The sequence below is a fragment of the Acinetobacter brisouii CIP 110357 genome (assembly GCF_000488275.1).
GTDB lineage: Bacteria > Pseudomonadota > Gammaproteobacteria > Pseudomonadales > Moraxellaceae > Acinetobacter > Acinetobacter brisouii.
On record NZ_KI530762.1, the window covers coordinates 1,753,177 to 1,779,761 of the forward strand.

General features: G+C 41.6%; 31 protein-coding genes. 20 read left to right on the top strand and 11 right to left on the bottom strand.

Annotation, left to right across the window (positions count from 1 at the left end; translation table 11 throughout):
• Nucleotides 1-2: 2 nt before the first annotated feature.
• From ruvA to pal, 9 genes are all read left to right on the top strand, one after another.
• Entirely contained in the window at nucleotides 3-605 is a 603-nt protein-coding gene (gene ruvA / locus P255_RS08410; RefSeq protein ID WP_004900376.1) for a Holliday junction branch migration protein RuvA, read from the top strand.
• An 8-nt stretch (nucleotides 606-613) separates the two neighbouring features.
• Complete coding sequence (ruvB, locus tag P255_RS08415; RefSeq protein WP_035365129.1) at nucleotides 614-1,612, top strand: Holliday junction branch migration DNA helicase RuvB; 999 nt, start codon at nucleotides 614-616, stop codon at nucleotides 1,610-1,612.
• Between the two features lie 15 nt (nucleotides 1,613-1,627).
• On the top strand, nucleotides 1,628-2,041 hold the full coding sequence (gene ybgC / locus P255_RS08420; protein WP_004900373.1) for a tol-pal system-associated acyl-CoA thioesterase: 414 nt from the start codon (nucleotides 1,628-1,630) through the stop codon (nucleotides 2,039-2,041).
• A 15-nt stretch (nucleotides 2,042-2,056) separates the two neighbouring features.
• Nucleotides 2,057-2,755 carry a protein TolQ gene (gene tolQ, locus P255_RS08425; protein ID WP_004900371.1) on the top strand — a complete coding sequence of 233 codons (699 nt, stop codon included), beginning with the start codon at nucleotides 2,057-2,059 and terminating at the stop codon, nucleotides 2,753-2,755.
• The gene (gene tolR, locus P255_RS08430) at nucleotides 2,755-3,207 is read left to right on the top strand and encodes a protein TolR (RefSeq protein WP_004751428.1); all 453 of its coding nucleotides are present in this window, start codon (nucleotides 2,755-2,757) and stop codon (nucleotides 3,205-3,207) included. The genes tolQ and tolR overlap by 1 nt, the downstream gene beginning before the upstream one ends.
• 3 nt (nucleotides 3,208-3,210) lie before the next feature.
• Nucleotides 3,211-4,500, top strand: coding sequence for a cell envelope integrity protein TolA (gene tolA, locus P255_RS08435; protein WP_004900368.1), 1,290 nt, complete (start codon nucleotides 3,211-3,213; stop codon nucleotides 4,498-4,500).
• 313 nt (nucleotides 4,501-4,813) lie between these two features.
• Nucleotides 4,814-5,068 (top strand): TonB C-terminal domain-containing protein, encoded by a 255-nt coding sequence (locus P255_RS08440; RefSeq protein WP_228127528.1) that lies wholly within the window; start codon nucleotides 4,814-4,816, stop codon nucleotides 5,066-5,068.
• A 67-nt stretch (nucleotides 5,069-5,135) separates the two neighbouring features.
• Complete coding sequence (gene tolB, locus P255_RS08445) at nucleotides 5,136-6,419, top strand: Tol-Pal system beta propeller repeat protein TolB (RefSeq protein ID WP_035365130.1); 1,284 nt, start codon at nucleotides 5,136-5,138, stop codon at nucleotides 6,417-6,419.
• A gap of 41 nt (nucleotides 6,420-6,460) precedes the next feature.
• Entirely contained in the window at nucleotides 6,461-7,030 is a 570-nt protein-coding gene (gene pal, locus P255_RS08450) for a peptidoglycan-associated lipoprotein Pal (protein ID WP_004751420.1), read from the top strand.
• 42 nt (nucleotides 7,031-7,072) lie between these two features.
• Here the strand turns inward: pal and P255_RS08455 are convergent, their stop codons facing one another.
• Entirely contained in the window at nucleotides 7,073-7,273 is a 201-nt protein-coding gene (locus P255_RS08455; RefSeq protein WP_004900360.1) for an NF038105 family protein, read from the bottom strand.
• Between the two features lie 178 nt (nucleotides 7,274-7,451).
• On the opposite strand from P255_RS08455, the gene P255_RS08460 reads away from it, so the two are divergent.
• The 5 genes from P255_RS08460 (at nucleotide 7,452) to P255_RS08480 (ending at nucleotide 10,783) form a co-directional block, all read left to right on the top strand.
• Complete coding sequence (locus tag P255_RS08460; protein WP_004900358.1) at nucleotides 7,452-8,423, top strand: class 1 fructose-bisphosphatase; 972 nt, start codon at nucleotides 7,452-7,454, stop codon at nucleotides 8,421-8,423.
• 66 nt (nucleotides 8,424-8,489) lie between these two features.
• Nucleotides 8,490-9,266 carry a TrmH family RNA methyltransferase gene (locus P255_RS08465; RefSeq protein ID WP_004900357.1) on the top strand — a complete coding sequence of 259 codons (777 nt, stop codon included), beginning with the start codon at nucleotides 8,490-8,492 and terminating at the stop codon, nucleotides 9,264-9,266.
• Between the two features lie 159 nt (nucleotides 9,267-9,425).
• The gene (locus P255_RS08470; RefSeq protein WP_004900356.1) at nucleotides 9,426-10,040 is read left to right on the top strand and encodes an RNA polymerase sigma factor; all 615 of its coding nucleotides are present in this window, start codon (nucleotides 9,426-9,428) and stop codon (nucleotides 10,038-10,040) included.
• Entirely contained in the window at nucleotides 10,030-10,362 is a 333-nt protein-coding gene (locus tag P255_RS08475) for a hypothetical protein (RefSeq protein ID WP_004900354.1), read from the top strand. Before P255_RS08470 ends, P255_RS08475 begins: the two co-directional genes overlap by 11 nt.
• Nucleotides 10,352-10,783, top strand: coding sequence for a DUF3106 domain-containing protein (locus P255_RS08480; protein WP_004900352.1), 432 nt, complete (start codon nucleotides 10,352-10,354; stop codon nucleotides 10,781-10,783). The genes P255_RS08475 and P255_RS08480 overlap by 11 nt, the downstream gene beginning before the upstream one ends.
• Here P255_RS08480 and hda read toward each other — a convergent pair.
• On the bottom strand, nucleotides 10,780-11,502 hold the full coding sequence (gene hda / locus P255_RS08485) for a DnaA regulatory inactivator Hda (RefSeq protein ID WP_004751403.1): 723 nt from the start codon (nucleotides 11,500-11,502) through the stop codon (nucleotides 10,780-10,782). The two genes, P255_RS08480 and hda, sit on opposite strands and share 4 nt — an antisense overlap.
• Nucleotides 11,503-11,524: 22 nt before the next feature.
• Nucleotides 11,525-12,718 carry a chloramphenicol efflux transporter CxpE gene (gene cxpE / locus P255_RS08490; RefSeq protein ID WP_004900349.1) on the bottom strand — a complete coding sequence of 398 codons (1,194 nt, stop codon included), beginning with the start codon at nucleotides 12,716-12,718 and terminating at the stop codon, nucleotides 11,525-11,527.
• Nucleotides 12,719-12,854: 136 nt separating this feature from the next.
• Here cxpE and purM point away from each other — a divergent pair, with 136 nt between their 5' ends.
• Nucleotides 12,855-13,925: a phosphoribosylformylglycinamidine cyclo-ligase gene (purM, locus tag P255_RS08495; RefSeq protein ID WP_004900346.1), complete on the top strand. Its 1,071-nt coding sequence runs from the start codon at nucleotides 12,855-12,857 to the stop codon at nucleotides 13,923-13,925.
• Nucleotides 13,926-13,935: 10 nt separating this feature from the next.
• The gene (gene purN / locus P255_RS08500) at nucleotides 13,936-14,568 is read left to right on the top strand and encodes a phosphoribosylglycinamide formyltransferase (RefSeq protein WP_035365342.1); all 633 of its coding nucleotides are present in this window, start codon (nucleotides 13,936-13,938) and stop codon (nucleotides 14,566-14,568) included.
• Between the two features lie 13 nt (nucleotides 14,569-14,581).
• Here purN and P255_RS08505 read toward each other — a convergent pair whose 3' ends face one another.
• Both P255_RS08505 and sppA read right to left on the bottom strand, forming a co-directional pair.
• The gene (locus tag P255_RS08505; RefSeq protein WP_004900343.1) at nucleotides 14,582-15,394 is read right to left on the bottom strand and encodes an alpha/beta fold hydrolase; all 813 of its coding nucleotides are present in this window, start codon (nucleotides 15,392-15,394) and stop codon (nucleotides 14,582-14,584) included.
• A 23-nt stretch (nucleotides 15,395-15,417) separates the two neighbouring features.
• The gene (sppA, locus tag P255_RS08510) at nucleotides 15,418-16,452 is read right to left on the bottom strand and encodes a signal peptide peptidase SppA (RefSeq protein WP_004900340.1); all 1,035 of its coding nucleotides are present in this window, start codon (nucleotides 16,450-16,452) and stop codon (nucleotides 15,418-15,420) included.
• A 127-nt stretch (nucleotides 16,453-16,579) separates the two neighbouring features.
• Here sppA and P255_RS08515 point away from each other — a divergent pair, with 127 nt between their 5' ends.
• Nucleotides 16,580-17,593 carry a lysophospholipid acyltransferase family protein gene (locus P255_RS08515; RefSeq protein ID WP_004900338.1) on the top strand — a complete coding sequence of 338 codons (1,014 nt, stop codon included), beginning with the start codon at nucleotides 16,580-16,582 and terminating at the stop codon, nucleotides 17,591-17,593.
• Here P255_RS08515 and P255_RS08520 read toward each other — a convergent pair.
• The 3 genes from P255_RS08520 to P255_RS08530 form a co-directional block, all read right to left on the bottom strand.
• Nucleotides 17,523-19,919, bottom strand: coding sequence for a DNA internalization-related competence protein ComEC/Rec2 (locus P255_RS08520; RefSeq protein WP_228127507.1), 2,397 nt, complete (start codon nucleotides 19,917-19,919; stop codon nucleotides 17,523-17,525). The two genes, P255_RS08515 and P255_RS08520, sit on opposite strands and share 71 nt — an antisense overlap.
• 116 nt (nucleotides 19,920-20,035) lie before the next feature.
• Nucleotides 20,036-20,719: a lipoprotein-releasing ABC transporter ATP-binding protein LolD gene (gene lolD, locus P255_RS08525; RefSeq protein WP_004900333.1), complete on the bottom strand. Its 684-nt coding sequence runs from the start codon at nucleotides 20,717-20,719 to the stop codon at nucleotides 20,036-20,038.
• Nucleotides 20,712-21,947: a lipoprotein-releasing ABC transporter permease subunit gene (locus P255_RS08530; protein WP_004900332.1), complete on the bottom strand. Its 1,236-nt coding sequence runs from the start codon at nucleotides 21,945-21,947 to the stop codon at nucleotides 20,712-20,714. The genes lolD and P255_RS08530 overlap by 8 nt, the downstream gene beginning before the upstream one ends.
• Nucleotides 21,948-21,970: 23 nt before the next feature.
• On the opposite strand from P255_RS08530, the gene P255_RS08535 reads away from it, so the two are divergent.
• Entirely contained in the window at nucleotides 21,971-22,543 is a 573-nt protein-coding gene (locus tag P255_RS08535; RefSeq protein WP_004900330.1) for a PilZ domain-containing protein, read from the top strand.
• Nucleotides 22,544-22,545: 2 nt separating this feature from the next.
• Here P255_RS08535 and P255_RS08540 read toward each other — a convergent pair whose 3' ends face one another.
• Together P255_RS08540 and P255_RS08545 are read right to left on the bottom strand one after the other, a co-directional pair.
• Complete coding sequence (locus tag P255_RS08540) at nucleotides 22,546-23,454, bottom strand: DMT family transporter (protein WP_004900326.1); 909 nt, start codon at nucleotides 23,452-23,454, stop codon at nucleotides 22,546-22,548.
• Nucleotides 23,455-23,457: 3 nt separating this feature from the next.
• Nucleotides 23,458-23,931, bottom strand: a complete 474-nt coding sequence (locus tag P255_RS08545) for a YaiI/YqxD family protein (protein ID WP_004900324.1) — start codon at nucleotides 23,929-23,931, stop codon at nucleotides 23,458-23,460.
• A gap of 205 nt (nucleotides 23,932-24,136) precedes the next feature.
• On the opposite strand from P255_RS08545, the gene P255_RS08550 reads away from it, so the two are divergent.
• Complete coding sequence (locus P255_RS08550) at nucleotides 24,137-25,075, top strand: hypothetical protein (protein ID WP_004900322.1); 939 nt, start codon at nucleotides 24,137-24,139, stop codon at nucleotides 25,073-25,075.
• 43 nt (nucleotides 25,076-25,118) lie between these two features.
• Nucleotides 25,119-25,256 carry a hypothetical protein gene (locus P255_RS15470; protein ID WP_004900321.1) on the top strand — a complete coding sequence of 46 codons (138 nt, stop codon included), beginning with the start codon at nucleotides 25,119-25,121 and terminating at the stop codon, nucleotides 25,254-25,256.
• 51 nt (nucleotides 25,257-25,307) lie between these two features.
• On the opposite strand, the gene serC is transcribed toward P255_RS15470, so the two are convergent.
• Nucleotides 25,308-26,387 (bottom strand): 3-phosphoserine/phosphohydroxythreonine transaminase, encoded by a 1,080-nt coding sequence (gene serC / locus P255_RS08555; RefSeq protein WP_004900316.1) that lies wholly within the window; start codon nucleotides 26,385-26,387, stop codon nucleotides 25,308-25,310.
• Nucleotides 26,388-26,585: the final 198 nt, after the last annotated feature.

The following is a 26,585-nucleotide window of genomic DNA, read 5'->3' on the forward strand; positions in this document are numbered from 1 at the left end:
ACATGATTGGCTGCTTAATTGGCGAAATTATCTCCATCGAAACTGCACCAAGCGTTTTATTAAATGTAAATGGTGTCGGTTATGAAATTGATACGCCACTTTCAACTTTTTGCCAATTACAAAAGGGGCAAAAAGTGACACTATGGACACACCTCGTTGTGCGTGAAGATGCACAGCAATTGTATGGTTTTTTAGATACCCAAGAAAAAAGTATTTTTAAAACTTTACTCAAGGTTAATGGTGTAGGTCCAAAAATGGCACTCGGGATTTTATCCACATTAAGTGTCGAACTACTCATTCAAACGATTGAACATGATGACGTAAACACTCTGGTCAAAGTACCTGGAGTGGGCAAGAAAACTGCTGAACGTTTATTAATTGAATTAAGAGATCGTGTTAAAGGGCTATCTGGTCATCAGACACAGAATCATCCAAATAGCACTTTACAACTTTCTGGAAATTCTGCAGTTGCAGAAGCCGAAGCAGCATTACAGTCTCTGGGCTATAAACCTGCCGAGGCGCAAAAAGCAATTGCTTTAGTCAAAGATCAATATACCGATGTCGCAGACCTGATTCGTGCAGCACTTAAATCTATGATGAAATGATAAGCACCATGCAAGATCGATTAATTAGTAGTGTAGAAAAAACTGAAGATCATATTGATCGGGCCATTCGACCAGCAACACTTGCAGATTATGTCGGGCAACCTGTTGTGTGTGAGCAAATGGAAATTTTCATTGGTGCAGCCCGTGGTCGCGGCGAAGCACTGGATCACACCTTAATTTTTGGCCCTCCAGGTTTGGGAAAAACCACGCTTGCCAATATTATTGCCCGTGAAATGGGTGGTAACCTCAAATCTACCTCTGGCCCAGTCCTTGAACGTGCGGGTGATTTGGCAGCACTATTAACCAACCTCGAAGAAGGTGATGTGCTGTTTATTGATGAAATTCATCGCCTTTCTCCTGTAATTGAAGAAATTCTCTATCCTGCCATGGAAGATTATCAGCTCGACATCATGATTGGTGAAGGTCCTGCTGCACGTTCGATTAAACTCGATCTACCACCGTTTACTTTAGTCGCTGCAACAACACGCGCAGGCTTACTCACTTCACCGCTACGTGACCGTTTTGGCATTGTACAGCGCCTTGAGTTTTACTCTGTAGAAGACCTCACCTCAATTGTCAGCCGCTCAGCCATGCTGATGGATGTCCCAATGACGCCTGAAGGTTCAGCAGAAATCGCTCGCCGTGCTCGCGGCACACCGCGTATTGCAAACCGTTTGTTACGTCGTGTACGAGATTATGCACAGGTCAAAGGCACTGGTGAAGTCACTCAAGATATGGCACAGCGCGCATTAAATATGCTGAATGTCGACAAAGCAGGCTTAGACACCCTTGATCGCCGTTATTTAAGTATGTTGCTTGAACGCTTCGATGGTGGGCCAGCAGGAATTGAAGCTCTAGCCGCAGCTATGGCTGAGGATAGCGGCACACTTGAAGATGTCATTGAACCCTATTTGATTCAACAAGGTTTTGTCATGCGTACCGCGCGTGGCCGAATCGCGACCAATCAATCTTATTTACAATTTGGATTGACTCCACCTGAAACGTAATTATGGAAAACATTTATGACTAATCGTTTTGAGTTCAAAATACGTGTTTACATCGAAGATACCGATGCAGGAGGCATTGTTTATCATGCCAACCATATTCGTTATATGGAGCGTACTCGTACCGAATGGTTACGTGCTTCAGGCATTGATCATTACTGGCATCAAACCGATTACAACTTTGTTGTCCATAGAATTGATATCAAATATCACCGCCCTATTCTGATGGATAACCTGATCACCGTAACTGCGCGTGTTATTTCTTGTAAAACTGCGTCATTTGTATTGCAACAAGAAATTTATCGTGATGAAATCTTGCTGGCTTCTGGTGAAGTTGAACTCGCATGCTTAAGCAAAGAGATGCGTCCACGTCGACTTCCCGATTATCTCCGTCAGTTGATTCAAGAACAATTGGATCAAGAAAAAGCATAAGTGACCTGTTGTACTATGGCAAATCAAGTAACTGCTACCCTGCATATTTCCGATTTAGTTTTGCAAGCAAGCCCAGTCGTTCAAGCTGTCATGCTGCTGCTGTTTTTGGCTTCGCTATATAGCTGGTACTTGATTGCCAGATTATATTTAGGCTTTAGAAAAGCTCAGCAACAAGATGAACATTTTCAGAAAATTTTCTGGTCGGGCGCTGAACTCAGCACCTTGTACAATAATGCACAGCTCAACTCAAAACGTCATGGTTTAGAAGATATTTTTTATCAAGGTTTTGGAGAGTTTTTAAAACTTAAGAAACGCCATGCGCCTTTGGTGCAAACGATCGAAGGCACAGAACGCATTTTACGTGTTGGCTTAAGTCGTGATCAAAGCTATATGGAATCTGGACTCAGTGCTTTAGCGAGTATTGGTTCGGTTGCACCGTATATTGGTTTATTTGGCACAGTCTGGGGCATCATGAATGCCTTTATTGGTTTGGCTGCTGTCGAGCAAGTCACCTTGGCAACCGTTGCTCCTGGTATTGCAGAAGCCTTGGTTGCAACCGCAATCGGCTTATTTGCTGCGATTCCTGCTGTGCTGTCATTTAACCATTTCACTGCAAAAAGTGAAGCAGTGTACTCGGACCGAGCTTTATTTTCCGAAGAAATGGTTGCACTCCTGCAACGCCAATCTTTCAGTACCACACAGGATGCTGAATAATGGCCATCCAGCGTTCTGGACGCTTCGAGCGTATTAAAAAACCTCTGAAAAGTGACATGAATGTTGTACCTTACATTGATGTCATGCTCGTTTTGCTGGTGATTTTCATGGTGACTGCGCCAATGATTACCAGCAGTATTAAAGTTGACTTACCTCAAGCCAGCAGCACCCCGTTTGAATCTAAAGACACCCCTGCTATTGTCAGTTTAAATAAAGATGGAAATTACTATTTAAACTATCAGGATCATCATAATGATCAGCCACTTTCGCTCGATCAACTCAAAGATATTCTGAGCAAGGCACAACAGCAAGCAAGCCAAAACCATACTCAGCTTAATGTATTGGTCAATGGTGACAAGTCACGCCCATATGGCGATGTGGTCACACTCATGGCAAACTTGCAACAAGCAGGATTAGAACAAGTTGGCTTACTCACTGAGCCAGTGAAGTAACTTATGAAACAGATTCAAAAACCACCTTTTCAGCAAAAAGCGATCGCCATCGGATTTACCCTTGGCGTACACGTGATTGCCGTTGTGGGATTATTGTATTTAGGCTTAAGTAAACCACCTGAACCACCAAAAAAATTAAAAACTTATTTGGTTGATCCAAGTACTTTGCCACAAACAGAAAATACTGAAACGGCTACTGCACCTGAACAAGATTCAACTCAAGCTGCAGCCAAAGCTGTAGAAAAACCAGAGCCGACACCTGAACCACAAGCCAAATCAAGCTCTGCTGATACCAAACAGCTTGCTGCACTTGCTGCGACAGTGGCAGCGGCCGAAGCTGCTAAGCATCAGGCAGCATTACATGCTCAGAAGCAAGCAGATGCAAAAGCCGCTTTAGAAGCGAAACGACAAGCCGAAGCTAATGCTGAAGCAAAACATCAAGCCGCACTAGAAGCGAAAAAACAAGCTGAAGCTGAGGCAAAACATCAGGCTGCAGAGGCGCAAAAACAAGCAGCTGCCGAAGCCAAACACCAAGCTGCACTTGAAGCCAAAAAACAGGCAGCAGCAGATGCTAAACGTCAAGCTGCTCTTGAAGCACAAAAACAAGCCGTTGCTGATGCAAGACTTAAAGCGGCTACAGAGGCAAAACGCCAAGCTGCTTTACAAGCTAAAAAACAGGCTGATACTGATGCGAAAGCCAAAGCTGCTGATGCAAAACGTAAAGCCGATGCCGAAGCAAAACGTCAAGCTGCTTTAGAAGCAAAAAAACAGGCGGCGGCTGACGCTAAAGCCAAAGCTGCAGATGCAAAACATCAAGCGGCTCTAGAAGCAAAAAAACAGGCGGCGGCTGATGCCAAAGCCAAGGCAGCAGCAGATGCAAAACATAAAGCCGATGCAGACGCAAAACATCAAGCTGCTCTAGAAGCTAAAAAACAGGCTGCGGCTGATGCGAAAGCCAAAGCAGATGCAGATGCGAAAGCTCAATCCGCTAAAGACGCAGCCAATAAAAAGGCAGAAGCTAAGCACATTGCTTCGACTGCAAAGCGTGATTTTCAAAATAAAATTAAAAGTGTTTGGGATGTTCCATCAGATTCTACAGGAAAAACAGCCAGTGTGCGTGTGACCCTGACTGCCTCAGGAGGCGTTGCCTCGGTATTGGTCAGCTCAAGCGACCCTGATGTAAAAGCCAGTGTAGAAGCCGCTGTTCGTCGGGCTGCACCTTACCCGATGCCAAGTGACCCAGATGCACGTCGAGAAGCCCAAAGCTTTAGTGCCACATTCACAGCAAAATAATCCAAAATTAAGTATGATCTTCTCAAAAAGGTCATACTTAAACTTCAAATTATGTCTAATTTAAAATCAACTTTTCAATATCTTTCAACTCGTTTAATTACACTTATCATTTTAAGTTCAAGTCATTCTGTATTTGCAGAGCAAACCACTTCTATATTTAGAAGCTTCCGAACAACCCCATTAGAAGCTTCCGAACAACCCCCAAGCGAATACTCAACAGCAAACTGCACGAGAAGCAATAAAACAAACTGACACTGATATTAAACATCCAGAGGGATTCAACACTAAACTGACAGCAGCTGAAATTGAAGCTATTCAGGCATGGAAGAATTTATATAGACGTAAAATTATGAATGCTTGGAATGTTCCTCCGCATAGTTCAGGACAAATCGCAAAAGTAAAAATTCAACTGGATTTAGACGGCAATGTGTTAAGTATAGACATTCAAAGCAACTCAAAAGAAATGCAAGACAGTATTCGTCAGGCCATTTTACAATCAGCCCCTTATCCGCTCCCCGATGCTATTAAATATCGACAATTTTTTTATATAACTTTTACAGCAAAGTAATAGTTTATTTAACCCGCATGGTTTAGATTGTGTAAAACCTTTTCACCCTAAGATCTGCATAACAATGATGGAAATGAAACGTCAGCATCTTCTTGCCTTAGCTTTTGTTGCAGGATTGGGCTCTACCCTATCCACAACGACCTCAGCTCAACTGCATCTTGAAATTGCCAAAGCACCTGAACAAGCACCTAAAATTGCGATTGTGCCATTTAGCAATGATCAAAGCATTTACCCAATCGTAGAGACCGATCTTAATCGTTCGGGGCGCTTTAGCAGTGCATCACAAAACTTACCAACCAGTGGCAGTATCGACAATATCAATGCTACCAACTGGAAAACTACAGGTATTCCTTATGTAGTGGTGGGTAAAATTACCGCCATCGATGCCAATACCAATCAAGTTCATTATCAGCTCTACGATGTAGATAAACAAAAATACTTACTCAACGAAGTTTTAACTGTACCGACTTCTCGTATACGCCAAGCTGCCCATATGATGAGTGATGCCATTTATCAGGCACTCACAGGCATTCAAGGGGATTTCAGTGGTCGTATTGCCTATGTCTTACGAGATCCAAGTAATTCAGACAAACGCTACACTTTGCAAATTGCAGATACAGATGGTGAACGACCATTCACAGTTTTGTCTTCACACTATCCTATTCTGTCTCCAGCATGGACACCAGATGGTAAACAAATTGCATATGTCTCGTTTGAAACCAAACGCCCTGCAATTTATTTACAGGATTTATCGACAGGACAACGTCAGGTACTCACCAACTTCAAAGGTTTAAACGGCGCGCCAAGCTTCTCGCCAGATGGTAAATCAATGTTGTTTACATCATCTATGGATGGAAACCCTGATATCTACCGTATGGATCTCGCGACTCACCAATATGAGCGCATTACCAATGATTCAGCGATTGACACTGAAGCGCGTTACGCACCAGATGGTAAATCATTTATTTTTACCTCTGACCGAGGCGGCTCACCACAGATCTATCGCTATACGTTTGCCGATGGTTCAAGCAAACGCATCTCCTTCCGAGGAACGTTTAATGCACGCGGTACTCTCAGTGCTGACGGTCAAAAACTGGCGATGGTACATCGACCTGCAGGCAGCAATTTTAAAGTTGCAATTCAGGATCTAAATTCTGGCGTACTGAATGTACTCACCCCAACTGACCTAGATGAATCACCAAGTTTTTCACCAAACGGGCAAATGGTGGTGTACGCCACTCATGAAGGCAATCGTGGTTTGCTGTCGATTATTTCGACCAATGGTCAATTCCGTATGAACCTTCCAAGTGAGCAAGGTGAAGTCCGTGAACCTGCATGGGCACCTAAATAATTTCAGTTTTTATTACATATCGTAATTGTGGAGTATCCATCGTGAAAACTTTAAAACTTCTTATCCTTCCAGTGTTGGCATCTACTGTAATTTTCACAGGATGTGCGAGTCGTAAACCAACAACTCAAGTTAATCCTACAACCAACCCATCAGGTACAACTACAGTCAATACTGCAGGTTTAAGCGACGATGCAGCACTTGATGCAAAGAACTTAAAAGGTGCTTCAGCGAAAGGTGTTACCGATGCTAACCGAGCATTCCTTGCTCAACGTGTTGTACATTTTGGTTATGACAGCAGTGACTTGTCATCTACTGACTATCAAACACTGCAAGCTCATGCTGACTTTTTAAAAGCGAATTCTGGTTCTAAGATCGCATTAACAGGTCATACCGATGAACGTGGTACACGTGAATACAATATGGCACTCGGTGAACGTCGCGCAAAATCAGTATTTAACTATCTGGTTTCTTACGGTGTTAACCCAACCCAACTTGATACCGTAAGCTATGGTAAAGAAATGCCAATTAACCCAGGGCATGATGAAAATGCATGGAAAGAAAACCGCCGCGTAGAATTAAACTATGAAGCAGTGCCTCCACTTCTAAAATAAGCAATCTTTGTATTAAAAAAGCGCTCAAAATGGAGCGCTTTTTTAATGATCGAGTACTTTTTTCGTAGTTTCATCAATTTTGCATGATTGCATCGATTCAATCAGATCATGCTTGTTAAATTCTTTGTATTCAGGTTTGGTCTCATAATTCGCCCAAGCCGATTTGACATTTTCATCAGTAATTTCATTAAAATCAATCGCTTCACTTGGCGTCGGCATGGCATCAAAAGTCTTTGTTGTCATAACGATATCCTCTTTCCTCTTGTTATGATTTTAAAATAGCATGTTCTGCAAGACTTGCAAGCTGAAAAATAATGTCAATTGTGTCTATAAAATTTTTATTTTTTGCGGTTCTCATCTAAAATATGCCCCAGCCGTTCTAGCCAAGAACATATTGCACAAAATTTGGAGCAACCTCATTATGTCAACTGCCACATTATCCCAGTATTTAAAACAACAACAGGGAAATCTTACACCAGAACTAGCCAGTGTCATTGAAACGATTATTGAGAGCTGCAAGACGATTGATCAGGCATTGCAAAAAGGTGCGATTGCGGGAATTTTAGGTAGTGCAGAACACGAAAATGTTCAGGGCGAAACGCAAAAGAAACTTGATGTAATTTCTAACCAGATCTTAATTGATGCTCTACAAGTTCATCCACACGTAGGTGGTTTAGCATCTGAAGAATTGGATACTTTTACTTCAGCGCAAGAAAATGGTCAATATCTGGTGTTGTTTGACCCTCTTGATGGCTCAAGCAATATTGACATTAATATGTGTGTTGGCACAATTTTCTCAATTCTTCCTGCAAAAAATGCCGTGACCCAAGCGGAAGATTTCATGCAAGCTGGTGTTGATCAGGTTGCTGCAGGCTATGTGATGTATGGTCCATCGACCATGTTGGCACTGTCTGTAGGTGTTGGTACTGTTTTCTTTACCTATGATGTTGATAGTCAAGAGTTTGTATTAACCAAACAAGATATTAGCATTAGCCCTACAACTCAGGAATTTGCAATTAATGCATCTAACCAGCGCCACTGGGAACAACCTGTAAAACGTTATATTAATGAATTACTTGAAGGTAAAACAGGCGTTCGCGGTAAAGACTTTAACATGCGTTGGGTCGCTTGTATGGTAGGTGATGTGCATCGTATTTTATGTCGTAGCGGTATTTTCATGTATCCGTATGACTTGAAAGACCCGAAAAAAGCAGGTCGTTTACGTTTGATGTATGAAGCAAACCCGATGAGCATGCTGGTTGAACAAGCTGGCGGCGTAGCAACGACTGGTCGTGTTCGTATTCTAGACATTCAGCCAACTGAATTACACCAACGTGTACCTGTGATTTTGGGTAGTAAAGATGAAGTTGAACTTGTCACTAGCTACCACTAATTGATTTATCTTTTCTTGTTTTAGACTTAGATGTAAGCTAAGCCTTACATCTAAGCGGTTATTATTATGTCCATGACTTTTCTTGCTTCAAAAGACAACGCAAAAATTAAACATCTGCGTGCCTTGATTGAGCAAAACCAATATCGTAAAAAACATCAGCAAACTGTTCTTGAAGGCACACATTTGTGTCTAGCATGGTTGCAAACACATAAAAATCTTGTTTCACTTTTTACTACCGAAGCGGCTCTAGAACACCCTGATCTGGAAAAAATTCAGGAGCAGTATCAAGGGCAAATTTTTATTATTAGTGAAAGTTTATATAAAGATCTCAGCACACTAGGAACTTCTTTAGCATGTCTTGCGATTATTGATATTCCAAAGCATGCACAAACTGTTGATTTGACTGTAGATACTCTTATTCTGGACGATGTTCAGGATCCTGGAAATGTCGGTACTTTACTGCGCTCGGCGGCAGCAGCAAATGTCAAACAGATCATCTGCACCAAAGGCGTTGCTGCACTTTGGTCTCCTCGTGTTTTACGTGCAGGTATGGGCGCCCAATTTTCGCTATTATGCTTTGAAAATGCCGATCTCAGCTTATTATTACCTGATTTCAAGATTCCTGTTTATGTCACCAGTTCTCATCGTTCTGAAAGTTTATATGCTCAAAACCTCAGCAAACCTTGTGTATGGATTCTAGGCAACGAAGGACAAGGCGCTTCTGAATATGCTTTAACTCATGCCAAAGCGGTTGCTATTCCACAACCAGGTGGACAAGAGTCTTTAAATGTTGCTATCGCAGGTTCGATCTGCTTATTTGAGATGGTGCGCCAGCGCCAATAAATCGTTTCATTTATTTTACTTTAAGCCCTTTTTTACTCAAATTACTTTACACTGAAAAAATTTAGTAGAATTGTCAACCTTCCATGTTGTTTGAACGTTATTAGAAATACATTGTTGAAACAATATGGTGGGTATCCAATGACAGGATTTTCCATCTCTATGGATCTAACACCAAAAGAGACCAAGTCTGAACTTAGTCAGTCAAAAACGACTGAACAACGTCTTAAGTTTTTTATGCAAGACGTGACTGGTCGTGCCTTGGTCATGATGGAAAATGCAACACAAGGGCAACAAGGTATTGCAATGGATCTGGTACAGGAAGCGTTTATCTCCTTACACAAATCTTATGCCGATAAAGCAATTGATGAGTGGTACCCGTTGTTCTACACTATTTTAAACAATAAATTACAAGATTGGCGGCGCAAAGAAGCACGAAGAGCTCAACCCTTTTCACTTTTCAAGAAAATCAGTCTTGATGATGACAGTGAAGAAATTCTTGAAATTGAAGATCAGCAACAGCTCAACCCTTTTGATACACTAGATCAGGCAGTGACGATTGAAGAAATTCAACAGGCAATTCGCCAACTCCCTGTGCGTCAACAGCAGGCCTTCATGCTACGCGCTTGGGAAGGCTTTGATACCCAAACCACTGCTCAAATTATGAATTGTAGCGAAGGTAGTGTAAAAACCCACTATCACCGCGCTATACAAGGTTTAAGAACAGCATTAGCACACCTTAATCCACATATTGGAGGATCATCACATGAAGAATGATGATTTTGCAAAAAAAATTACGCAACGTCTTGACCACCTCGCAGAAACACATAAAGATAAAAATGTGTTGATGTATCAGGTCATCGAAAAAGTGCATGCAGAGAAAGCTCATCGCCACTCGATGTGGAAAATGACAGGCTTTGCTCTTGCAGCGACCTTAACTGGGTTCTTGGTATTACCCACTGCATTCAATTTCTCTGAGAAAAGCCATCCTCAGCAGACAATTGTAAATAACAATACCAATAAGCTTTCACCACAAATGGTCGAAGATTTGGAAATGGTCATGGTATTTGGAGAGGATCATAATTCTCATGGCAGTTAAGAAAGTGACTTTAGCTTTTTGTGCACTTGCTTTCTTGCAAACCAGTTTTGCAGGATTTGAACGCTTTTGGCCATTTAACACAAAAAGCACCACAACTGCTCAAGTCGATGATAACTGGGACGAGTTGACAGCGGAGCAGCAAAAACAACTGATTCAGCGCTATCAAAATCTCAAAGAGATGCCTACTCAGCAGAGTAACAGCATTCAGCAACGAATGGACTGGTTTACGCAACTACCAGAACAAGAACAACAGCGTATGCGCGATGTATGGCAACAAATGAGTACACAGCAACGTCAAACCATGCGACTACGCATGCAAAAAGCCAAAACACTACAAGAGCGTAATTTGATCCGTCAGGAATATATGCAAAAATTCCAGCAGATCAATCACACTGCGCCAACACCAACACCTTCAAGTTAATGAGAGAATGATGTTTGCTGATATTCATCAATCAGTGCATAAATTTGACGTAATGTCGCATTTGACAACTTGGTTTTTTCACCTTTGAGTAGTTTTTCTAAACGCTCAACTGCCTGTAATAACAAAGATGCCTGATGTGGACCATTCAACAATAAATAATCAATAATTTGCTGATCGAGATGGACACCCCGACGTCCCAATACCGAAAGCACCAAAGCCTGTCGGTCAGCATATAAACTCCCATTCGGCAATTTCACACTCACAGCCTGTGTCAAGCGTGACTGTAGATCAGGTAACTCAAGTTTGAGTTCAATAGGCGCGTAACGTGATGAAAATACCAACTGCCGACCTTCCTGATCACTATTATTAATCAGGTGAAATACGGCTTTTTGCCAGTGTTTTACACCACTAATTGCCTCGATATCATCCAAGGCAACCAAATCATATTGTTCTAATGAAGTAATGGCTTCAATTGGCGCATCTAGCAATTGCAATAATGAAACTTGAATTGCTGTTTTACCAATTTCACAATAAGAATCACAAATTGCCGACAGAAGATGACTTTTCCCTGTCCCTGCTCCGCCATAAACATAAAAACGGTTGACTAACCCTGCATGTAGCTGGCGAATTGCATCAATGACATGCCCCCAACTTGGCCCTGAAAAATCACTGATTCGGGCATCAAGTTGAGGTTCTATGTCGAGTTGTAATTGACGCATAAATGCACATGTACCTAGAGTTTTATTCTGGATCAATCTTACTTGATTTTTGGCTATCTTGCTGATTTTTTATTGTTATATCAACATTAATATTTTCAGCATCGACATGGACACTCTTGCCGTTTTCTCCGTCAAGTATGACCTGCGCTGATTTTCCATACCACAGACTACTTTCATAAAACTCACGCGCATGTTTTAAGAGTACCACAATGATTGCGGCAACAGGCAGCGCAATCAACATGCCCAGAATACCACCTAAATGAGCCCCAGCCAAAACCGCAAAAACCACGGCAACTGGAGACAAACCGATTTTATCACCCAACAAAAATGGCTGTAAAATATACCCTTCTATCGCCTGTCCGATCATAAAAACAACGCCCACAAGAAACAACTGCATCCAGTCAATGCCAAACTGGAATAACGTTGCGATCACAGCGGAAATAATCCCGACTGCAAAGCCCAGGTAAGGAATAATACTCGCTAGACCCGCCACCATGCCAATGATTAAGCCCACTTCCAAACCAATGATCTGTAAGCCAACAGCATAAACCACACCCAACAAGAACATGACTAAAATTTGCCCTTTGACAAATGCCCCCAATACCATGTGACAGTCACGTACAATCCGCATGGTAGTTTTTTCGTACGGGCGTGGAATCAAGCGATGCATCTGCTTGAGCATACGCTCCCAATCCAGCAAGAAGTAGAATGTAATAATCGGCACCAATACGACCGTACCGCCGATCTGGATAAAATTCAATCCCGATTGAGCAAGGCGAAGCACCAAAGTCTGAATATTATCAATACTATAATTTGTCTTGATATACTGCATAATCGCATTTGACATCTGATCTGTGTCTATACGCATAGGCACAAGATTAAAAGTGCGTTCCGCCCATGGCAAGAAATGATGGTTGACCCAGTGCACGCCAGCTGGAATGCTATCACGGGCATAAATCACCTGTTTCCAGACCAAAGGTACGACATACCAAAGCGCAAAGGTTAAGCCAACACTAATACCTAGAAATACCACACAGGTTGATAGCCAGCGTGGTAACCCCAACTTTGACAAACGCGCGACCAGTGGGCTGAACAGATAAGCAATGAAAAATGCCCCAACAAATGGAATGACAACAGGTTTAAGTAAATAAATCAGCCACAGTAATAGCGCAATAATTATCAAAATAAAGATACGACGTAATGGACGATCGATCATGTATTTGCCTACTTCAATTTATAAGATTATTTATTAAGGGTAATTTAATAAGCAAAGATAACATTTTCGTGCATAAATAACGTAAGAATTTCGTATATTAGGTTATAATCTGCGGCCAAAGCGGAGACTTCTTCATATGAGCAACTCGACTTCCAATTCAAATACTGGCTTAAGCTACAAAGATGCAGGCGTAGACATCGAAGCAGGTGATGCACTTGTCGATCGCATCAAATCTGTCGCAAAACGCACAACTCGTCCAGAAGTAATGGGCGGACTAGGCGGCTTTGGTGCATTATGTAAAATTCCAAAGGGCTATGAAGAGCCTGTTTTGGTTTCAGGCACCGATGGCGTAGGCACAAAATTACGCCTTGCCCTTAACTTAAATCGTCATGACACTATTGGTCAAGACCTTGTTGCTATGTGCGTTAACGATCTTTTGGTTTGTGGCGCAGAACCCCTTTTCTTCCTTGACTACTATGCAACTGGACACTTGAATGTTGACGTTGCTGCAAATGTCGTTACGGGTATTGGTAAAGGTTGTGAGCTTGCAGGCTGTGCATTGGTCGGCGGTGAGACTGCTGAAATGCCTGGCATGTATGAAGGTGAAGATTACGACCTAGCAGGTTTTGCTGTTGGCGTGGTTGAACAAAGCAAAATCATTGATGGTTCAAAAGTCAAAGCTGGTGATATCTTAATCGGTGTTGCATCTTCTGGTGCACATTCAAACGGTTATTCTCTACTACGCAAAATTTTAGACGTTAAAAATGTTGATTTAACGCAAATCGTTGATGGTCGCCCACTTGCAGATGCTGCAATGGAACCAACACGCATTTATGTAAAACCAGTACTTGAACTTTGCAAACAAGTAGATGTTCATGCTATGGCGCATATCACAGGTGGCGGTCTACCAGGTAACCTTCCACGTGTATTGCCTAATGGTGCTCAAGCAGTGATTAACGAAAGCTCTTGGGAATGGTCAGAGTTGTTCCAGTTACTACAACGCGAAGGTAATGTTGAACGCTTTGAAATGTACCGCACATTTAACTGTGGCGTTGGTATGGTCATCGCTGTAGATGCAAGTGAAGCAGATAAAGCCATCGACATTTTAAATGCTCAAGGCGAAAAAGCATGGAAAATTGGTCATATCCAAGAAAATGCTGAATCTGTTGAAGGTGCAGACGAAAAAATTCGTGTGTTATTTGCATAAAGAAAATCGCATGATCAAAATTGCAGTACTGGTTTCAGGCAACGGAAGTAACTTACAAGCGCTGATTGATGCCAATTTATCAGGCGAGATTGTGGGTGTTTTGTCAAATCGACCAGATGCCTACGCTTTGCAGCGTGCCCAGCAAGCAAATATTGCTACACAAGTAATTGAACACAAAAATTTCCCAAATCGTGAAGCTTTTGATGCTGCAATGCAGCAACAGCTTCAGGCTTGGGATGTTGATTTGGTCATTCTTGCTGGCTTTATGCGCATTTTAACACCTAAATTTGTACAGGCTTGGGAAGGAAAGATGTTAAACATTCATCCTTCATTACTACCAGCCTACAAAGGTATGCACACCCATCAACGCGTACTCAATACTGGTGATCGCTGGCATGGTTGTACTGTGCACTTTGTCACAGATGAGTTAGATGCGGGTCAAGCTCTCGCACAAGGCGTGATTGCTGTTACTCAGCATGATGATGCGGAACGTTTGGCTGAGCGTGTGCATGTTTTAGAACATGTGGTTTACCCACAAGTGGTTGAATGGATCTGTTCTGGGCAGCTTCAATATGTATCAGCTCAACAAGTTGAATACCAAGGTACGCCACTGTCGGGCCCGATACAATTTTGTAAGCTCTAAAAAAAGCGCATCTTCATGATGCGCTTTTTTTTATCACCTGCTGAACTAAATGCGTGGTTTCTATTGGATACTCTAATGGGAACATATGCCCACCCGCCATGACTGAAAAAGGAATTCCCAAGCGTTTTTGTGCCATTTCAGTAAACTTACGCTCATAAAATGGACTCTTCTCTCCAACAATCATACGTGTTGTGACAGGTGGCTTTTCAGGCCAAACCCGCCACCAATTTGAAGGATTTGTGCGAAAAATTGCCAGTTCATCAACCTTAGGAATCGTGAGAGTAAAACCACCCGTAACGCTGTCTTCAGTGAGAGCATAACGAAGATAATCAGAAAAACAGTCAGAATCAAAATTACGATAAAAAGGTTTTGGGCGAAATAATTGTGCCGCCTGCTCACGAGAATCCCACTGATCACGGCGACGCTTGGACAGTCCTGCAGGGCTAAGCTGATCGACCATTTTTGGGTAAAACAACTTTGCCATATCAAAAGCAAAAGAAGCAGCCCCCATAATCAAAGGTGGATCAAGCATCACCACTTGCTGAAAAAGTTCAGGACGTTTACGACTTGCCATATAGGTGAGTAAAGCACCTAAAGAATGCCCCAAACCGATAACTGCCTGCCCTTTTGCCTGTTGTACAATGCTGTCAATGACCTGATTGACTAAGCTTTCCCAATTATTATCAATAGGATAACGCTTATCTGGCCCAAGTAGCGGTACAAAAATAATCTGATAATTTTCAGACAACAAGTCAAAAAGTTTTCGATAAACCAATGATGGAACACCATTGGCATGTGCAAAATGAATAATCGGTTTGGTTGTCATAATATCCTGTCTATTTTTTACATTTATTGCAAACTCACTTGTTTTTGACTTTGCAATTGTTGCGTTACAGTTTCGCTAAAACCTTGTCCAAATTCTGCCCCCATTTTGCCCAATACAGACTCTAGCGGGTTACGTTGAACGGTATAATTTACAGTTTTATCAAGTTTTAACTCTCTTTTTAAGCTTTCAATGCCACCTGTACGGTCAGCAATACCTATTTTTACAGCTTGGGCACCGCTCCAGAACAATCCAGAGAAGATGGCAGGGTCATTACTTTTTAGACGAGCGCCACGACCTTCTTTCACAGCATTAATAAAATGCTCATGCACGTCATCAAGTACTGCTTGCACATGTGTACGCTGCGCTGGATTAATCGGCTTGGTCATACTCAGAATGTCCTTGTTCTCACCAGAGGTCATGGTACGATCTTCTACACCCAATTTTTGTGCCAACCCTGCTACACCATAATTTGGCATAATGACCCCAATAGAACCCACTAAGCTCGATGGGTTTACCCAAATTTCGTTGGCGGCTGACGCAATATAATATGCACCCGACGCACCCATATCACCAATGACTGCGTAAACTTTTTTGTCTGGATGCTGTTTTTCCAAGTAACGGATTTCCTGCCAGATCTCATCAGATTGAACAGGTGATCCGCCTGGCGAATTGATATTTAAAGCAATGGCTTTACTACCACTTGCAGCAAATGCCTGACGCAATGCTTTAATCGTATCTGCACTATCAACTGACTTCGAACCACCAGACTGGATGGTTCCGACAATATCGACGACAGCCAGATGACTGCTACTTGAAGATGTACTTACACCATCACTACCTGCATTATTACAGCTACGCAAAACACCCAAGATCACAATAAATAAATATAAGAAGGTTAATGCCTTAAAAAAAATGCCCCAACGGCGTGCACGACGCTGCTCTGTGACAGAAGCCATCACCACTTTTTCAAGCAGTTGCCATTCTTGTCCAGAATTAGCTTGAGGCTCGTTATGTTGATTTGTATTTTGATTGAATGGTTTTGGTGGCCAATCGGACATAAATCACATCCTAGCGATAAAAAATTGTCCCATTATATACACCGAAAGCCTAGTCGCTGTCTAAAAGAAAAGTTTTCACTTATAATATTTCGCTGAATGGCGATAAATTGTGTACGAATCTTTTCTAATGCTGAATTCAAGTTCAAATTCTTTTACCTATCGTGTTTTAAAGTTTGTAAGTAAACAGCCTTTACATTTTGCACGTGCCTTTGCACGCGTATTAGCATCTATTGCCAATACCGTCAAAATTGCAAAAACAGCTCAAGTAGCCGACTTAAATATTCGGATTGCATTGCCTGAGTTGAATGAGGACACACGCCAATATATCGTCAAAGAAGCGATTAAAAATGAAATGACCTCTTACTTTGAGTTCTTCAATGTTTGGGGAGCAAGTAATGCAAAAAATATTGCCCGTATTCATCATATTCAGGGTGAAGAGCACTTTTATAACGCATTAGAGCAAAAGAAAGGTATCGTTCTGATTGTTCCTCATTTTGGTACATGGGAAGTGATGAATGCTTGGTTCGCCCAACATACCGCTATGACCATTATGTACAAACCAATTAAAAATGAAGTTGCCGATCAGTTTGTACGTGAAGCTCGTAGTCGGGAAAATGCTCATCTTGTACCCACCGATGAGTCAGGTGTGCGCCAAATTTTCAAAGACCTGAAACGTGGTGGCACAACCGTCATTTTGCCAGATCACACCCCTAACATCGGGGGAACAATGGTTGATTACTTTGGTATTCCACTCGCATCCAGTAACTTATCAGCAAAATTGATTCAAAAAACGAAAGCACGAGCCTTATTTTTGTATGCCATTCGTAATGACAATGCAGGATACGACATGTTCATCGAACCTGTTGCTGAACAGATTTACGCTGGATCAGATGAAGAAGGCACATTGATTATTCATGAAATGATCGAGAACCTAATTCGTAAGTATCCACAGCATTATCATTGGAGTTACAAGCGTTTTAAAGCCAACCCTCAGCTCAATAACCTTTATAATTTACCCGAAGATGAAGCACTGGCTAAAGTTAATCAGGTGCGTACAGAACGACTATATGTTAAGGATGCAGCCACAAGCGAGCATTCCGAGCCGCTGCATAATTTAGAGACCCCTCATCCGTTACCGTAAAATACAATGAGCCCTGTTCTGCTGTATTGAGCAATGGAATTTGTGCTTGTTGTAAACGTTGTTGCACTTCCCGACTTGGGTGTCCATAACGGTTGTGCAACCCTGCCGAAGCAATCGCAATTTTAGGTTTTAGCCGTTGTAAAAACTCAGGTGATGAGCTAAAGCGACTACCATGATGTCCGAGCACTAAAACATCAACAGCTAAATCTGGATATTTCTGCAATAAAAACTGCTCTGTCTGTGTGCCTGCATCTCCCATAATCAAAAAATGGGTCTTGGCTTGCTGATGCTTATAGCTCAGATAAATCACACAAGATAGTTCATTTTGTTGATATTCAGCATTCGCCAAGTCATCTTCTTGTGGCGATAAAACTTGCATTTCTATATTTTTACTGACCCAACGCTGCCCTGCATGACAATAGTCAAAACTCGGTAAATTGCCCTGCGGGCGCTGACTACCAAACAGTTGCTTGACGGGCATCTTTTCATTTAAACGAGGAAATGCACCGCTATGATCCTGATCGAGATGACTCAAAATCACTTGATCTAAACTTGAGATTCCGCGACTGGAAAAATAAGGTAACAGCACCCGATCTGCCAGACTGAACTTTTGCTCATCACGCGTCCCACCTGTATCAATCAGAATCTGCTTGTTTTGGTCACGAATATGGACTGCCTGCCCCTGTCCCACATCAAGCACATTAAATTCAAATGGCTGTGTTTCATGAACAGGAAGGACTACGGGTAAACACCCTAAAACCAGCCATACTTTAGGCACAGTACCTTTCGGCAAGAACAGCATCACAATTACCAGTGTAAGTACGGCAATTTGTAACGACGTAAAATGCAGTTGCTGCACTTCAACAGGAATTGCACTTTGTAAAGTTCCCAAACTGACGAGCAAGATTGAAATCGCCGCATCAGCGACATGATACAGTGGTAATGCAAGACTTGGAGAAAGTAGCCAAACGCAGGTCGCCAAGATATTTAAGGGTACAATCACCACACCAATCAAAGGAATGGCTATGATATTTGCCAGTGGTGCAAGCCAAGAAAGTTGCTGAAAAAACAACATCACCAGTGGCAACAATGCAATAAAAATCTTGCCTTGAGATTCAAACAGTAACCGCAGATAGTAACGACATTGCTGGAAATGACCAAGCAGCACTTGTTGCGGCTGCTGCTGTACGGTTTGATAAACTCGCAGCAAAATAAAACAGGCACCATACGATAACCAAAAGCCTACCGATAACATGCTAAATGGATCAAACAGTAGCATTAATGCTGCACTTGCTAACAATGTCGTAAAAACAGAAAGCCTTCGCTGACACCACATGGCAAGTACAATCAGGCTACTCATGAGTAAAGTTCGTAACGCAGGAATCTCAAAACCAACAAACCCACAATACACCCAAATGCCAATTAAAAAAGGCAGACTCAGCAGCAACTGTTTAGGCATACGTAAATATAATTCGGGGCAAAATCTGGCGATTAAATGATGTAGCACTAAACAAAGCAGCATCGCAAAAACCAAGACATGTGGCCCCGAAATTGCCAATAAATGCTGGATACCCAAGTTCTGAAATTGTTGCTGTGTTATGTCATCGAGTAGACTTTCATCCCCTGTCAACAATGCTAGCAATAGACCACGATGCCGTAATGGCGATTGCATCAACCAGTTCCGACAATTCAGGCGCTTTTGCTCAATCCATAATCGTGATGCCTGCAAAAATCCCCGATGTCGCTGAACAAATGAAGTTGAACTTTGTGTTAGGGCTTGTGATTTGTTCAACAATTCAAATTGTTTAACCTGAAAACTTGCCATCAGATTTTGCTGAAGAAACCATTTTTCCTGATCAAATCCACCTTTAATCGCATAGCCGTGTGCAGGTCGCACCTGTCCAGTCACTCGATAATACTGTCCCAGTTGCAATTCAGGTTGTTTTGCTGGAATTCGAGCAAACCAATGCACCATCTGCTGATGCGAGGCGTCCCAGACCTGAAGTATTTGCTGCTTATTGTCTTTGTTTAATACACTCATCCGATCAACATAAACCACTACCTCAGCCTGATGTACCTGTGTTTGCCTTAGGCTTAGGCGCTGCTGAAGTTGATGATCCGCAAATGATATTGCTACGAAAAAGGCAGCCAGAGCGATCAATATATGAATCAGAATTTGACTGTTTTTAAGTTGTAAAAAATACTGTTTTGCATAGCCAATCAACAAGGCTATTCCCAGTAGAATAAAACTACACAATACTGACCAACGACTTACATAATGAGCTTGGGGCAAACCTAAAGTACAGATTCCAATTACCCATGCCAAAAAAATTAAGTTCCATTTCATTGTTTCTAATAAACTGTTTTTGTTATCTATAAAATGCATTAAAGCCCACATTATGGGCTTTAACAAGGAATTTTAGAGGATGTAACCCAATAAATTTATGGAGTTTTCCATAAACCATCCTGCATATGCATAATCTTGTCCGCAGTCTGGGCTAGCTGTTCATCATGTGTCACAATCAGCATGGCCATATTGAATTCCTTTTTCAAATCATTCAGCAATTCAAAAATAGTCATTGCCGTTTGTCGATCCAGATTTCCTGTCGGCTCATCGGCTAACATGACTTTAGGATTGGTCACCAAAGCACGTGCCAATGCAACACGCTGACGTTCACCGCCAGAAAGTTCACCAGGTTTGTGAGTTAGGCGATGTGATAATCCAACTCGTTCCAGTAAATACTCCGCTTTTTTCTTGACTTCACTAAATTGACTGCCTTTACGTAACATAAGCGGCATAGCCACGTTTTCAAGCGCGCTAAATTCAGGTAATAAGTGGTGAAATTGGTAAACAAAACCCAAATGTAAGTTGCGTAAATCACCACGAGTGGTTTCACTCAATGTGTCAAAACGCTGTCCACATAAAAATACTTCACCGCTAGATGGTCGGTCTAAACCACCTAAAACATGCAACAAGGTACTTTTACCCGAACCACTCGCCCCGACAATCGAAATACACTGCCCTGCTTCAACTTGTAGAGATAAGCCTTTAAGCACATCAACATCGGTCTTGCCATCAGTAAAGGTTTTTCTGATTTGCTTCGCTTCCAAAACCACATTACTCATAACGCAATGCCTCCGCAGGCTGGATTTTCGCAGCACGCAGCGCTGGATAAATGGTTGCCAAGAAACTTAAAACTAATGACACTACCACGATGACCGCAACATCTTGCCATCTTAAATAAGAAGGCAAATAGTTAATAAAGTAAGCATCAAACAAATGCCAGCCAAGGCGAGTATTCAACCAGTCGATCACGGTACTAATACTCGATGCCAGAATAACCCCCAAGACTGCGCCCGAGAATGTTCCAATCACACCAATAATTGTACCCTGTACCATAAAAATACGGGTAATCGTGGCAGGTGAAGCACCTAGTGTACGTAAAATGGCAATATCAGCTTTTTTGTCGGTCACGACCATAACCAGAGAAGAGACAATATTGAACGCAGCAACCAGAACAATCAAAAACAATAGCAGGCTCACCATGGATTTCTCCATCTGAATTGCGCTAAACAAATTACCATGCGTATATGTCCAGTCAGAGCTATAAAAGCCACTTGGCAACTGTTTCACAATATCTTGAGCAACTTGTGGTGCAAGGAAAATATTGTCTAGTTTTATCCGAATACCCTGAGCGCCATCAGGCAAGCGCAACAAGGTTGCCGCATCATTCAGGGCGATATAACCCATCATTGAGTCAACTTCAGCACCAATACTAAAAATTCCGACAATCTTAAAGCGCTTGAAACGTGGAACCACACCCGCAGGCGATGGTGTCGCTTCAGGCAAAACCAGAGTCACACTGTCATTTAAACCTAAGCCCAGAGCATCGGTCATCTGTTTGCCAAGAACAATCCCGAAACTACCTTTTTTCAGGTTATCAATGCTTCCTGCAACCATATGATCTTGAATAATAGAAACATTCTTTTCATACTGTGGTTCAATACCATTGACCATCAGACCTGACACCTGCCCCTGTGCGGTCAGCATTCCTTGTAACTGAGTAAAAGGAGCTACACCTTTAACATGTTCATGTTGAGCAATTTTTTTAGCTAAATCTGGCCAATCTGTAATGATTTCCGTTGAAGATACACTGGCTTGAGGTATCATACCTAAAACACGATTTTTTAATTCACGGTCAAAACCATTCATCACTGACAATACGGTAATCAGTACAGCGACTCCAAGCGTCAGACCGATCATGGAAACCAGTGCAATAAAAGAAATAAAATGATTACTGCGACGTGCGCGAGTATATCTCAGACCAATGTACAGCGAGATTGGTTTAAACATACGACCTAAATCCGAGGTATTTTATGGGAAAATTACAGCATCAATACGAACAAATTGAAAGGCGGGTCATGTCTCGTATGGACGCTGCCTTAAGATTTAACTATCAAGTCATTTCAGAAGAAATGGCTCTAAAAGACCCCTATGACCCTCACTTTGTTTTGCCACGCTATTTTCTACTACTTACTGAACTAGATCAATTTGATCAGGTTCTTCACAACGAATTAAAACAATTAAATGAAAAAGATCAACAAATTGCCAAAATCTTATCCTTATTCAACCAAAAATTAAACCTTATAACAGGCACAATGTATGATTCTATTGTACAAAGCATGTTACCAACCCCTGAACAAATTAACTTATCCGAAGATGGCTTAAGTTTTTTTACTGAACATGCGATTAGCAAAGATAGCTACATTCATGTCACCTTAAGCCACCCAGATAACTTTTTCCACATTGCCGCGATTGCACAGGTTGTCTACGAACAATACGATGCAACGAATCATTATCGTATTGGCTGTTACTTTATTTCCTTGCACCCACATGACCGCGAAAAAATTGCAGAATGCCTTGAAAATCAGGCTATAGACACACCATAAGCTTACATTTTTCGAAAACGCTTTTGCCACTTTTGCTGAAGCTGTAAATCGCGAAAAAAATAGATCAACAACCCAATAACCAGCACACAAGCACCTAAAATCACTTGTGTTCCCAAAGTTTCATGATTAAATACTGCACCGATCAGCAATGCCAATAACGGCGTCATCACATTGGTTAAAGACAACGTTGTGGGTTGAATATTCTGCACCAGTTTAAAATAACAGAACATTGCCAGTAATGATGCCACCACGACCGTATAAGCAAGTGCCAGCAACGATTTCAGATTTGGCACATGTGTTGGAAAATGAGACCAGATAAAAGGCAACATCAGCACAGCCACAAAACTTGATATCAAAATGGAGCCAGTTGCCTGTGCCATTGGGTGAAGTGGTGCTCGAATTTTCTTCACCCAAAAAATTGACAATGCATAGTTAAAAACGCTCATCAACATCAAGATAATACCGAATGGCTGTATATGCTGCTGCCCTGCAAAGCAAATCATACCCAAACCAGACAATGCGACCAGCATGCCACACCACTGTGCAAAATGCAGGTATTGTTTAAACCATGCCCAGCCCATCAAGCCAGCCATAATCGGTGTTAAACCAAACATCAGGGCAATAATTCCCGAGCTCAAATACTGGGTAGCCACATAGGTAAAAATTTGCGAGCCGATAAAACTAAATGAACCTGCAATATAGCTATGCACCGATTGCCAATTAAACGGCAATCGTATTTTAAAGATCCAAAGTAAACTACAAGCAATCGGTAATGCCAAAAAGAAACGAAATGCCAGTGCCCAAAACAAATTGAGGTCTTTCACACTCCAGACAATCGCTAACGGCGTTGTTGCCCAGATCAAGATTAAAAGCATATAGGTAAATGCCAATTGCGATTGTACTTTTGGCATCTTTTAACTCGTTTTGGTGACGCGAATCTGGCGCTGAATGGTCTGATCTAACGCACTGGAAAACTCCCGCTTATCGCGCTCATTCAGTGGTTTTGGACCGCCCGTTTGCACACCTGCACCACGCAAGGTATCCATATAATCACGTAAATGTAGGCGCGCCTTAATATTGGCTGTGGTAAAAACCTCGCCACGTGGGTGAATCGCAACGCCACCTTTTTCAATGACCTGAGCTGCTAGTGGAATATCTTGAGTAATCACAACATCATGCGCAGCCATTTGCTTCACGATTTCCTGATCGGCTTGGTCTGCGCCACTCAACACCTGCAAGGATTTAATACGTACCGATGGGCTGATTCCCAAAGGTTGGTTCGCAACAAAAATGACTTCCAGCAAATAGCGATCCGAAGCTCTAAAAATAATTTCACGCAAAATTTTAGGCAATGCATCTGCATCAACCCAAAGTTTAAAATTAGCCACAATAATTCACAATCTATTCAGTTCTACGATAGTTTAACAAATTACACATGACACTGCTGTGATGTGTTGACCTTTCGGTCTATTTCCGATTTTTTGTGCAGATAGACACATAAATTTTACGTAATCAATAAAAAATCATGGCGATGACTTGAAAAATAATAAGTTACCCTCGATAAATATAAGCAGACCTACTGCAATTGTGCTTATGAATATGCAAAATAACCGACCAGATACCATTACTGTCGATGACCAAAACTTTGGAAGCCATATTGAGCATTGGAGTTTGCTCACAGATGACCCAGCACAAACCGTTCCTCGGTGGTTAGGTCAAGCACTTGATGCACCTGTCATGCCAATGGGTTTGTGTTCCAATGAAGAAGAGATGGATAACAATACATGGCTGATTCAAGGGCCAAATCATGCGACAATTCAATTTTCCCAAGTCGTTGCTGTTGAAAATAACAAACCTAAATGTGTCAAAACTGCTTTCCCGATTTTTGAAAGCCCCTATAAAACTACAGCAAAAATTGAGCGTGTCATTTGCTGTAAATCTAACACACAGGCAGTATTGCGCTTAAATATTGGACAAAATGCAACAGTATATGCATTTGATAATCTTTATAGCGTCAACCACGAGCATTACGTAAAAGATCAAAATTATTGCGTACACTTAAATGCGTGGGCATATGAACTTGAACAAGTCAATGAACACGAGCAAATTATTGTCGATGACCCTGCATCAATTAAGCATCATCGTGCCTTAAATGATATTTTGGCAGAACATAATGGTGTTGCACCAAGCAATTTGCAGGAACTGATCGATGCATGGCAACCTAAAACTGAGGATGACCAAGCACCTGTCACCGTAGATTTTTCAAAAATGGTGGCTTACCTATATGGTGAGACAGCAGGGCAAGAAGATGAAGCATGGTTTCAAGGCAAAATTGTCGGTAAAACAAATGCAACATGTATGAACGAAGATTATGTTCTATACGATGTCACTTTATTGCTTGAAGATAATGAAGAAGCCACATTAATTCGAATCGCAAGCCGTAATCCTGAATATATGAATTTCGAAATTGGGCAATATATTCGAGGCAACATATGGATTCAGGCGAATATTTATGCTAAAACTAAAAAGTAATATACTATAGGGTATGGCCTAAAATAATTTAGGCTGCAGTCTTATGAAAATTACACAACAACAGACCTCAAATATGCTGCAACAACATAGCCAACCCAGATTCAAGATTGATTTTGGTGCAGTTTGTTTTTTTCTACTTGGTATGTTCTTGCTTGGTTTTTTTCTACATCAGATTACCTAAATAAAAAAACCTCATCATATTGATGAGGTTTTTTTTGGCTTACCGTTTAACTTAACCGTGACGTTTTGCAAAGTCATCCATAAAACTAACCAATGCCTGTACACCTTCAAATGGTACAGCATTGTAAATGCTGGCACGCATACCACCCACGGAACGGTGACCTGCCAAGTTTAACAAATGATTGGCTTCAGCTTCTTGCAAGAATAGTTTATCCAAATCGCTATCTGCCAAAGTAAATGGCACATTCATCAATGAACGGTTTGCTTTCGCAATCGGGTTATTATAAAAATCACTAGAATCGATGTAACCGTAGAGCAACTCAGCTTTTTTCAAGTTAATTTGATGCATTGCTGGTACACCACCATGTTCAAGTAACCACTCAAACACCAAACCAGACAAATACCATGCATAAGTTGCAGGTGTATTCACCATAGAGTCATTTTTAGCTTGAGCTGAATATTTCAACAAACTTGGAATTTCAGGTTTTGCCTGATCCAGCAAATCTTCACGGACAATCACAAGAGTCAAACCTGCAGGGCCGATATTTTTCTGTGCGCCAGCATAGATCAAACCAAATTTGCTGACATCAATCGGCGCAGACAAAATGCTTGAAGACAAATCAGCAACCAATGGGGCTTGAGTTTCAGGAATATGATCGAACTGTAAGCCACCAATTGTTTCATTTTCACAATAGTGCACATAAGCCGCATTGTCAGAAAACTGCCAAGTTGCAGGGTCAGTAATTGCAGTTTTTCCATCAATTTGTGTGCCTGCTTCAATCACATGCACATTGCCATAACGCTGAGCTTCTTTAATGGCTTTTTCAGACCAAATGCCTGTATGAATATAATCGGCTTGGCTATTTTTACCCAGTAAATTCAACGGAATCGCTGAAAATTGTAATGTTGCACCACCTTGCAGGAACAAGACTTTATAATTTTCAGGAATATTCATGAGCTTGCGTAAATCAGCTTCAGCTTTTTCCGCAACCGCTACATAATCTTTACTACGGTGGCTCATTTCCATGATGGAAACGCCCTTACCATGCCAATCTAGTAGCTCGCTTTGAGCTTGTTCTAAAACAGCGGTTGGTAATGCTGCAGGACCAGCACAGAAATTGTACGCGCGCATGATTTCTTCCTTCATGAAGTAAATACAATAAAATGTGATGGCATTTAACCACAGAATGCCAAATGATGCAGTAATTTCCTCAGTTAATATTTCTATTTAGAGCAAACATCTGCTGTAATTTTTTAGTGCGAGCAGATGTAAATATATGTAAGATTTGACTTATTTTTTATTCATAAAAAAAGCCATACTTAAATGTAT